The 10,076-nt window shown below is 70.8% G+C and carries 9 protein-coding genes; 5 read left to right on the top strand and 4 right to left on the bottom strand.

Going from position 1 to position 10,076, the window contains the following annotated elements:
• The coding region (locus tag JXZ78_RS20810) for a hypothetical protein (protein ID WP_238783260.1) at positions 1-365 on the top strand (365 nt) is incomplete at its 5' end.
• Between the two features lie 445 nt (positions 366-810).
• Positions 811-1,815: a tryptophan--tRNA ligase gene (trpS, locus tag JXZ78_RS20805; RefSeq protein ID WP_030018064.1), complete on the top strand. Its 1,005-nt coding sequence runs from the start codon at positions 811-813 to the stop codon at positions 1,813-1,815.
• Between the two features lie 94 nt (positions 1,816-1,909).
• Here trpS and proC read toward each other — a convergent pair whose 3' ends face one another.
• From proC to JXZ78_RS20790, 3 genes are all read right to left on the bottom strand, one after another.
• A complete protein-coding gene (proC, locus tag JXZ78_RS20800) occupies positions 1,910-2,719 on the bottom strand; it encodes a pyrroline-5-carboxylate reductase (protein WP_030018065.1) in 810 nt (269 codons plus the stop codon).
• Between the two features lie 617 nt (positions 2,720-3,336).
• On the bottom strand, positions 3,337-4,137 hold the full coding sequence (locus JXZ78_RS20795; RefSeq protein ID WP_238783259.1) for an ABC transporter permease: 801 nt from the start codon (positions 4,135-4,137) through the stop codon (positions 3,337-3,339).
• Positions 4,134-4,982 (bottom strand): ABC transporter ATP-binding protein, encoded by an 849-nt coding sequence (locus JXZ78_RS20790; protein ID WP_050502914.1) that lies wholly within the window; start codon positions 4,980-4,982, stop codon positions 4,134-4,136. The genes JXZ78_RS20795 and JXZ78_RS20790 overlap by 4 nt, the downstream gene beginning before the upstream one ends.
• 166 nt (positions 4,983-5,148) lie before the next feature.
• Between JXZ78_RS20790 and JXZ78_RS20785 the strand changes: the two genes are divergently transcribed.
• The 3 genes from JXZ78_RS20785 to JXZ78_RS20775 all read left to right on the top strand — a co-directional run bounded on the left by JXZ78_RS20785 (position 5,149) and on the right by JXZ78_RS20775 (position 8,904).
• On the top strand, positions 5,149-5,565 hold the full coding sequence (locus tag JXZ78_RS20785) for a hypothetical protein (RefSeq protein WP_050502913.1): 417 nt from the start codon (positions 5,149-5,151) through the stop codon (positions 5,563-5,565).
• A gap of 330 nt (positions 5,566-5,895) precedes the next feature.
• Positions 5,896-7,383, top strand: coding sequence for a SulP family inorganic anion transporter (locus JXZ78_RS20780; RefSeq protein WP_238783258.1), 1,488 nt, complete (start codon positions 5,896-5,898; stop codon positions 7,381-7,383).
• Between the two features lie 102 nt (positions 7,384-7,485).
• Complete coding sequence (locus JXZ78_RS20775; protein ID WP_030023591.1) at positions 7,486-8,904, top strand: M1 family metallopeptidase; 1,419 nt, start codon at positions 7,486-7,488, stop codon at positions 8,902-8,904.
• 626 nt (positions 8,905-9,530) lie between these two features.
• Here JXZ78_RS20775 and JXZ78_RS20770 read toward each other — a convergent pair.
• Positions 9,531-10,058, bottom strand: coding sequence for a hypothetical protein (locus tag JXZ78_RS20770; RefSeq protein WP_030023590.1), 528 nt, complete (start codon positions 10,056-10,058; stop codon positions 9,531-9,533).
• Positions 10,059-10,076: the final 18 nt, after the last annotated feature.

Below are 10,076 nucleotides of genomic sequence, written 5' to 3'. Positions count from 1 at the left end.
CGGCTGCTGCCGGTGGACGGGGTATCAACATATCTGGCGTTGACTTTTGGCACGCTGTTGAGTTCTCAAGGAACGGACGCTTCCTTTGTGCCTGTTTCACCAGGCTCTCCGGGCGCTTCCCTTCGGTCTTGCGTTTCCGACTCTATCAGATCCTCGCGGTCCTGATTTTCGCCGGTGCGTTTCGGCCTTTCGGCTTCTTCGCGGTTCCAACTTTACCAGATCCGTTCGGCGTTTCCGCTTTCCGTTTCCGGCCCCTGTTGGAGCGGGGTGACCGTCCGGCTTTCGCTTTTCGGTCTTTCCGAGTCTATCAGATCCGTTTTTCGTTCCGGGCTTCCGGTGAAGGAAGCTGGTCGGTTCGAATGTGAATCCGATTCCCCGTCGGAGGGGGTTTGTTCGCGCCTTCCGGCGTGATCACTACTTTAGTGCCTTTTCCCGGTGACGCATAATCGAGTCACTGGTCAGAATTTCGGCATGCCGAAATCCGTCCCGTTCGGGAGTCGTGCAGTGGTGATGGTGCCGCCGTCCGGCGTGAGGGGCTGCCGTGGGGACCTGTCGGCTCCGTGGCAACTCGGAGAACACTACACGAGGGGTTGGGGCGCTTCAAACCCGTGCCAGGAGGCGGATCCAGGCGTACCGTGGCCCCTATGACGACGCGTGCACTCGTACAGCAGTGGTGGCCCGCCTGACGGCGGCCGCCCCCCAGTGCATGCAGACAACGGCCGCCGGACCCGGCGGCCGTTTCGCGTATCTCCTCGCAGCCGGCCGGTGGGCGCGGCGGTCCCGGGACCAGTAGTTCGGGAGACGAGAGAGATGACGCGGACACGGATCTTCAGTGGTGTGAAGCCGACGGGGCACCTGACCCTGGGGAACTACCTCGGTGCGCTGCGCGGCTGGGCGGACGAGGACCAGCACCGGGCGGACGCGCTGTTCTGCGTCGTGGACCTGCACGCGCTGACCGTGGAACACGACCCGGCGCGGGTGCGCAGGCTCAGCCGGCAGGCCGCCACGCTGCTGCTGGCGGTGGGGCTCGATCCGCGGCTCTGCACGGTGTTCGTGCAGAGCCATGTCGACGAGCACACGCGGCTGGCGTACCTGATGGAGTGCACGGCGTCCGACGGCGAGATGCGGCGCATGATCCAGTACAAGGAGAAGACCGAGAGAGAGCGGGCCCGGGGCGGCAGCGTACGACTGTCGCTGCTGACGTATCCGGCTCTGATGGCCGCCGACATCCTCGCGTACGGGACCGGCGAAGTGCCGGTGGGTGAGGACCAGGCGCAGCACGTGGAGCTGACGCGGGACCTGGCGGTGCGGTTCAACCAGCGGTACGGGCAGACGTTCGTGGTGCCGAAGGCGACGGTGCCGAAGGTGGCCGCGCGGGTGATGGACCTCCAGGAGCCGACGTCGAAGATGGGGAAGTCGCACGCCCGTACCTCGGGGATCGTCTATCTGCTCGACGAGCCGGAGGTGGTGCGCAAGAAGGTGATGCGGGCCGTCACGGACGCCGGGTCGGACGTCGTGTACGACCGGGCCGAGCGGCCCGGGGTGGCCAACCTGCTCGACATCCTGGCCGCGTGCGGTGCGGGGGATCCCACGGAGCTGGCGGACGAGTACGACTCGTACGGCGCGCTCAAGAAGGACACGGCGGAGGCGGTGGTGGAACTGCTGCGGCCGGTGCGGGAACGGCACGCGGAGCTGGTGAAGGACCCGGAGTACGTGGACTCCGTCCTGCGGGACGGTGCCGAGCGGGCCCGGGCGATCGCGCGGCCGCGGGTGGATGCGGCGTATCGGGCGGTGGGGCTGATGCCGGCGGTGTGAAAGGGGGTTCGGTGGCCACCGGTGCGGGTGTTGTGCGCGGCGGTGGCCGCCGCCCCTGGGGTCGCAGGTCCGGGGCGGCGGCGGGGTAACAGGGTCAGCCGTTGCCCGAGGCGAGTTCGCGGCTGCGGTCGCGGGCCGCTTCGAGGGCGGCGATCAAAGCCGCGCGCACGCCGTGGTTCTCCAGCTCGCGGATGGCGTTGATGGTGGTGCCGGCGGGTGAGGTCACGTTCTCGCGGAGGGTGACCGGGTGCTCGCCGCTGTCCCGGAGCATGGTCGCCGCGCCGATCGCCGCCTGCACAATCAGATCGTGCGCCTTGTCGCGCGGCAGGCCGAGCAGAATGCCGGCGTCGGTCATCGCCTCGACGAGAAAGTAGAAATACGCCGGGCCCGAGCCGGAAAGGGCGGTCGCGGCGTCCTGCTGGGATTCCGGGACACGCAGCGTCTTGCCGACCGTGGCGAAGATTTCCTCGGCGCGGGTGAGGTGGGCGGCGGTGGCGCGGGTGCCGGCCGAGATGACGGACATCGCCTCGTCGACCAGGGCGGGGGTGTTCGTCATGACCCGTACGACGGGGGTCGCGTCGGGCAGCCGCTCTTCGAAGAAGGCGGTGGGGATGCCGGCGGCGCCGCTGATGACCAGGCGGTCGGCGGGCACGTGCGGGGCCAGCTCCGTGAGGAGGGTGCCCATGTCCTGCGGCTTGACGGTGAGGATCAGCGTGTCCGCGGACTTGGCGGCCTCCGCGTTGGTCACGGGGGTGACGCCATAACGGGTGCGGAGCTGGTCGGCGCGTTCGGGGCGGCGGGCGGTGACCATGAGGTCGGCGGGGGCCCAGCCGCCTCGGATCATGCCGCTGAGGAGGGCTTCGCCGATTTTTCCGGTGCCGAGTACGGCGACCTTCTGGGTCATGTTGCGGTTCACCTCGCCGGTGGGGCTGATGGGGGTACGGGGCGGCCCGGGCCTGGGCCTTGACCTCGGTCTGGCCTTGGCCTTGGCCTTGGCCTTGGCCTTGGCGGCCGGGCGGTGTGCGGGGGCTGCGCATCCTTGCCCTGGTCATCCTCGCATCGTGTGGGTTCGGGGGGTGGGGGCGTCCACGTTGCGGGCGGTGGGGTGGGGCGGCTGGGGGTGGGGGGACGGACGGTGCGGTTGTTGGGTGCCGTGATCGCCCGGCGGGCTCGTCCTCAAACGCCGGACGGGCTTGATTTGGCTGGGCTCTGTGTGAAGCCGCACGGGCTTGATTTGGCTGAGCTCTGTGTGAAGCCGGACGGGCTTGATTTGGCTGGGGTCTGTGTGAAGCCGGACGAGCTTGATTCAGCTGAGGACGGGACGAAGCCGCACGGGCTGGGTTTGGCTTGGGTCTGAGTGAGCCGGTCGTGGTGGGGTGGTTGGGGTGAAGGGGCGTGCCGATGGGTGGGGTGTGGGGGCCGGGTGCGGCCGGAGGGGGCGGCGTGGGGTGGAAGAGAGTGGGGTGTGGAGGCCGGGTGCGGTCGAAGCGAGGGCGGGGGGGGAGGGGCGGTTTGGGGTGGTTAGGGAGTTTGGCGGGGGAGGGTGGGGGCGGTGAGGGTGAGGGTCAGGAGGGTGGGGGCGGTGAGGGTGAGGGTCAGGAGGGTGAAGGAGGTGGTGATGAGGATGTCGCGGAGGAAGGTGGGGGTGGGGGTGGTGTGGGTGAGGATTTCGGACATGGCGTCGACCGCGTAGGACATCGGGAGGGCGGCGGAGACCGCTTCGAGGGCCGGCTGCATCGTGTCGCGCGGGGCGAAGAGGCCGCACAGCAGGAGCTGGGGCATCAGTACGGCGGGCATGAACTGGACGGCCTGGAATTCGGACGAGGCGAAGGCCGAGACGAAGAGGCCGAGCGCGGTGCCGAGGAGGGCGTCCAGGACGGCGACCAGGAGAAGGAGCCAGGGGGAGCCCGTGATGTCCAGGTCCAGCAGCCAGACGGACAGGGCGGTGGCCAGGGCGGACTGGACGACGGCGAGGGCGCCGAAGGCCAGGGCGTAGCCGCCGAGGAGGTCGGCCTTGGACAGGGGCATGGCGAGGAGGCGTTCGAGGGTGCCCGAGGTGCGTTCGCGGAGGGTGGCGATGGACGTCACCAGAAACATCGTGATCATCGGGAAGATGCCGAGGAGTGAGGCGCCGACGCTGTCGAACGTACGGGGATGCGCGTCGAAGACGTAGCGGAGCAGCGCGATCATCACGCAGGGGACGAGCAGCATCAGGGCGACGGTGCGCGGGTCGTGGCTCAGCTGGCGCAGTACCCGGGCGGCGGTGGCCAGGACCCGGGCCCCTGAGAGCGGGCGGGCGGTCGGTGGCGGAGTACAGGTCATGGGGTGGGCTCCGGAGGGCGGGGCGCCAGGGTGGGCGGGGTGCGTTCGGTGGGCGTGGCTTCGTCCACCAGGTGGAGGAATGCTTCTTCGACGGTGGCGGCGCCCGTACGGGCCCGCAGCGCGCCGGGGGTGCCCGCGGCGAGGAGGCGGCCCTCGCGCATCAGGAGCAGCCGGTGGCAGCGCTCGGCCTCGTCCATGACGTGGGAGGAGACGAGGAGCGTGGTGCCGCGGTCGGCGGCGAGACGGTGGAAGAGCTGCCACAGATCGCGGCGGAGTACGGGGGCGAGGCCGACGGTCGGTTCGTCGAGGACGAGGAGTTCCGGGGTGCCGAGGAGGGCGACGGCCAGGGAGACGCGGCTGCGCTGCCCGCCGGAGAGGTTGCCGGCGAGGGCGTCGGCGTGCGGGGCGAGGTCGACGTCCCCGACGGCGCGGCGCACGCTCTCCCGGCGCTCGGCCCGGGCGGCACGGCCGGGGTGCAGCACCGCGGCGAAGTAGTCGAGGTTCTGGCGGACGGTGAGGTCGTCGTAGATCGCGGGCGACTGGGTGACGTAGCCGATGCGGGGGCGCAGGCGGGCGTGGCCGGCGGGGCGCCCGAGGACGTCGAGGGTGCCGGTCACCTTGGCCTGGGTGCCGACGACGGCGCGCATCAGGGTGGTCTTGCCGCAGCCGGACGGGCCGAGGAGGCCGGTGACACGGCCGGGCGGGACGTCGAAGTCGAGGCGGTCGAGGACGGTGCGGTGGCCGCGTACGACCGTGAGCGTCCGGGCCCGTACGGCGGCGGTCTGCTCGGGAACGGTCCGGGTGACCGGGGGCGGGGCGGGCCGGTCGCGACCGTAATTCATCATGCGTTGAATATCGCGCGCGCGGCACGGCGCGTCAAGGGCCGGGATGCGCTCCGGCGGTCGCCGGAGTGCACGGAATCGACCACTCCTGTTCGCTGACTCAGCGTTTACACGACGGTTACACAGCGACTCGCTCAAAGTCGTGCTGCTTTGGACAGACTGAAGGTGAGTGTCCAACCAGCCGCAGGAGGGGGCCGACGCCATGCGCCGCGTGCTGCTGTTCCTCTTGGCAGTGCTGCTGGCGTTTCCGGTCGGCTCAGAGGGTGCGCACGGGCGGACGGCCGGAGCCGGTGCCGGAGCCGGCGGCAGGGCGGGGACGCAGACCGTCGGTGTGGCCGCACCGTTCGCGTACGAGGAGGGCGGCCCGGCGGACTCCGCGAGCGAGCGCTGCCCCACCGGCCGCGCCGCGCGGTCCGCGACCGGCATACCGGCCTTCCACCCGGGCGACCAGGCCAGGGGCGCGAGCGATCCCACCGTCCCGCCGGCCACCGGGCCGGACCCGGCGGCTCCGGTCACCGGGCACCGCGCCGTACCTCTGCGGCGTTCGGGCCAGCTTCCCATCAGTCATCGCGTGTTCCGCTGCTGATCGACGTTCGGCGTTCATGACCGAAGTGCGGCGGTCGGCGGTCGGCGATCGATGTCCGGCGGTCGATGTCCGGCAATAGACGTCCGGCGATCGATGTCCGGTAGACGGCAGTCGGTAATCGGCATTCGGCATTCGGCACTCGGTGAATGGCCTTCGGTGATCGACGACGACAGGCGTCGGTAGCTGCCGATAGCCGCCAGCAGCCCGCCGTCCGGCGAGGCATTACCGGCGATATACCGCCATTCCCTCCCCTCCCCTTACCTCCCCTCCCCTCTCCGCGCGGCGCACCTCCGCGCCGCGCGGCCCGTCGCAATGCGCTGGAGGCACCTCATGCAGAAAACAACGGACATACGCGCGGACTTCACCGCCTCGCTCGTCGTCTTCCTGGTCGCCGTGCCGCTGTGCGTCGGCGTGGCCGTCGCCTCCGGCGTACCGGCCGAACTCGGTCTCGTCACCGGCATCGTCGGCGGCCTGCTCACCGGCTTCCTGCCCGGCAGCAGCCTCCAGGTCAGCGGCCCGGCCGCCGGACTGACCGTCCTCGTGTACGAGGCGGTCGAGGAATTCGGGCTGGGCGCCCTCGGTGCGCTGGTGCTGGCGGCCGGTGTGCTGCAAGTGGCCATGGGGGCACTGCGGCTGGGGCGCTGGTTCCGGGCCATCTCCGTGGCCGTCGTCCAGGGCATGCTGGCGGGCATCGGACTCGTCCTGATCGCCGGACAGCTGTACGCGCTCACCGACACCCGGCCGCCGGGCACCGGGCTGGCCAATCTCGGCGGTCTGCCGGAGCTGGCGTCCGACACGGTCTGGTCGGACCAGGCGCTGACGGCGTCGGCGGTCGGCGTCGGCACCATCGCCGTACTGGTGCTGTGGCCCCGGTGGAAGCGCGCGGCGCGCCTGCTGCCGGCTCCGCTCGCGGCCGTGGCGCTGGCCACCGGCACCGTCGCCGTCCTCGGTCTGCCGGTGGCCCGGGTGGAGGTCACGGGGTTGCTGTCGGCCGTCCAACCGCCGGGCGGGGCGGACTTCGGGCAGTTGGCGGGGGTCGGCGCGGTCGGTACCGTGCTCGCCTTCGCGCTCATCGCGTCGGCCGAGTCGCTGTTCAGCGCGGCCGCTGTGGACCGGCTGCACGACGGACCGCGTACGGACTACGACAAGGAGCTGATGGCGCAGGGGGCGGGCAACGCGGTGTGCGGGCTGCTCGGCGCGCTGCCGATGACCGCGGTGATCGTGCGCAGCTCCGCGAATGTGCGGGCCGGGGCCCGTACGAAGGCGTCGCGGGTGCTGCACGGCGTGTGGCTGCTGCTGTTCGCGGCGGCGTTCCCGGCGGCGCTGGGTGTCGTGCCGCTGGCGGCGCTGGCGGGGGTGCTCGTGCACGCGGGCTGCAAGCTCATTCCCGTACGGGACATGGTGCCGCTGTGGCGTGAGCATCGGGGGGAGGCCGTGGTGCTCGTGGGGACAGCGGTGGCGATCGTGGTGACCAACATGTTCGAGGGGGTCCTCATCGGGCTGCTGATGGCGGTCGCGAAGTCCGCGTGGGAGACCTCGCACGCGCATCTGGAGGTGTCGGGGCTGGAGGACGACGGGCCCGGGGCCGGGCCCGTTCGCGTACGCGCGCTGGGGAACGCCACCTTCCTGCGGCTGCCCAGGCTGCTGGACCAGCTGGAGACGCTGCCGCGCGACCGGGACGTGATCCTGGACCTGTCCGGGCTGCGGCACCTCGACCGCGCCTGCGCGGCGGCGCTGGGCAACTGGGCGGAGCGGCGGCGGCCGGCCGGGCCCGATCCGATGGCCGCCACCACCCCCGCACCCCCATACCGGGCATAGAGGGCGATAAACGCCATTAAACGGAAGGGAGCGGCGTTGCGGGGCCAATGGGCCGTAGGGTCAGGGAGCTTGATCCACCCGCCCTACGACCCTAGGAGCCCCGTGATCCGCCGGCCTCTCCGCTCCTGCGGTGCGACCGCCGCGCTCTCCGTCGCCCTGCTGCTGTCCTCCTGTACGAGCGCGACGCGGCTGGACGGCACGCAGGGCGCGGGCAGTGTGCACGACCCGCTCTTCCCCACCCTCGGCAACGGCGGGTACCAGGTCGGGCACTACGGTCTCACCCTCGACTACGACGTACGCGGCGGCACGCTGGACGCCACCGCCGACATCAGCGCCACCGCGCAGGCCGACCTCGCCTCCTTCCAGCTGGACCTCCAGGGGATGAAGGTGCACGGCGTGCGGGTGGACGGCGAGGACGCCGAGTTCTCCCGTAAGGGCCACAAGCTGACGGTCCGCCCGCCCGCGACGGTCAAGAAGGGCGCCACGTTCCGTACGACGGTCGCGTACGACGGCGAGCCCGAGGAGATGAAGGACGCGGACGGCGCGACCGAGGGCTGGGTCCGTACGGAGGACGGGGCGTTCGTCGCGGGGCAGCCGGCCGGGTCCATGACGTGGTTCCCCGGCAACAACCACCCCGGCGACAAGGCCGCGTACGACTTCAAGATCACCGTGCCGGACGGGTACACCGCCGTCGCCAACGGCGAGCTGCGCGGCCGCAAGAGCGCCAAGGGCCGGACCACCTTCGAGTGGCACAACGCCGAGCCGATGGCGTCCTACCTCGCCACCGCGACGATCGGGAAGTTCACCGTCGAGGAGTCCCGCACGAAGGGCGGGCTGCCCGTCTACACGGCCGTGGACCCGGCGGAGGCCAAGGAGAGCGCCGGGCCGCTGGGCAAGCTGGACGAGATCCTCGACTGGTCGGCGAAACGGTTCGGCCCGTATCCGTTCTCCTCCGCCGGGGCGATCGTCGACCACACGCCCGAACGGGTCGACTGGGGCGCCCTGGAGACACAGACCAAGCCGCTCTACGCCGGGGCCCCGGACGAGGGCACGGTCGTGCACGAGACCGCGCACCAGTGGTTCGGCAACTCGGTGACGCCGAAGACCTGGAAGGACATCTGGCTCAACGAGGGGTTCGCGCAGTACGCCGAGTGGCTGTGGGAGGAGGACAAGGGCGGTCGTACGGCGCAGCAGCAGTTCGACGAGCTGTACAAGACCGATGAGGACGACGAGGACGACGAGAACATCTGGAACTTCCCGCCCGGCGACCCGGGCACCGCGGAGAACGTGACCGGCAACCCCGTCTACAAACGCGGCGGCATGGTCCTCCAGCAGCTCCGCGAGGCCGTCGGCGACAAGGACTTCTTCACCATCCTCAAGGACTGGCCCGCCGAACACCGCCACGGCAACGCCGACACCCAGCAGTTCATCGACTTCTGCCAGGACCGTACGGACGTCGATCTGACGGATCTTTTCGATGACTGGCTTTATGGGGATGGGAAGCCGGATTGGGAGTACTGAGGGGGTTGTGGTTCGTGCCGGTTGGGGGTGTCCGGTGTCGCTGCGTGCGGGGGGGCGTGCGGGTGCACCGGGTCGGCGAGACGCTTCTCGCGCACGTTCAGAGGTGAGGCGTCCGGCGGCCCCGGCATGGTGTGAAGATGTCAGTGATCTCCGTCCGCGAGGCGTGCTCGGGGGGCGGGGCGAGAGGAGCGGTGATGAGCAGAACCATCGGCGTGCGCTACTCGCTTCGACGTCCTGAGCATCCCGATTTGCCGGTTTTCCTGAAAGTGAGTAAAAACCAGCACCCGGCACGGTGAACGGCGAGGTCAGGGCCTGCGGTCCCCGCGTGTGCGGGGGTGGTCCCAGGAAGGCGCCGAGCGGTTCCTCCTCGCCGACGCGGTCCCCGCGTGTGCGGGGGTGGTCCCCCGCACCCGACCAATCCGCGAACTCACGACGTGTGGTCCCCGCGTGTGCAGGGGGTGGCCCCGTGGGCATTCTCGGCGTCGCCGGGAAGGCCGTGTGGTCCCCGCAGCTGCGGGGCTGGCCATTACCTCCGACGCGAGGAAGCCCCAGGGGCAGCGGACCCGCGCCCGCACAGGTAGTTTCGGTGGCTGCCCGTCTGGTCACATGCTGGGCCAGAAGAAGTCCTAGCCGCGCTTCTTCCTTGTCTTTGTCGCCTTCTTGGTCGCCGGGTTGCCGGTGCGGGACTTGCGGCGGCGTTCGTAGCGTTCGCGTTCCGCCTCGTATTCGGCGCGGCGGACGCCCTCTCCCGGTGCTTCTACGAGGCTGCGGCAGAAGTAGGCGAGGAGGGAGCCGATGAAACCGATGAGCAGCAGGCTCTGGGCGGAGCGGTCGACCGGGCGGTCGGCGGCCGCGGCGTCGGTGGGGCGGGCCAGGCGGTCCCAGGTGCGGCGGAAGGCGACTGCGCTGCAGACCGCGAAGCAGGCCACGATCAGGGCGTTGAGGAACGAGCCGACCTCGGCGATCTCCAGGCCCTGGAAGGCGAAGCGCAGCACCACCGCGCCGGCCGCGGCGAGCGCCAGGGAGCCGATGGCGACGCCGGCGCGGCGCAGGCCGTAGCCGCCGTCGTGGTGCACCCAGGTCGTCCCGAAGAAGCGGATCGGGGCCGGCTCGGGGCCGGACCGGTCCGGGGCGGTCGGTGTCTCGTCGCTCATGCCGTCGATTATCCCCGG

The organism is Streptomyces monomycini (assembly GCF_022271435.1).
In the GTDB taxonomy this organism is placed as follows: Bacteria; Actinomycetota; Actinomycetes; order Streptomycetales; family Streptomycetaceae; genus Streptomyces; species Streptomyces monomycini.
Note: the sequence above shows the minus strand (reverse complement) of the source record. Positions and strands in the feature narration are given on the sequence as shown.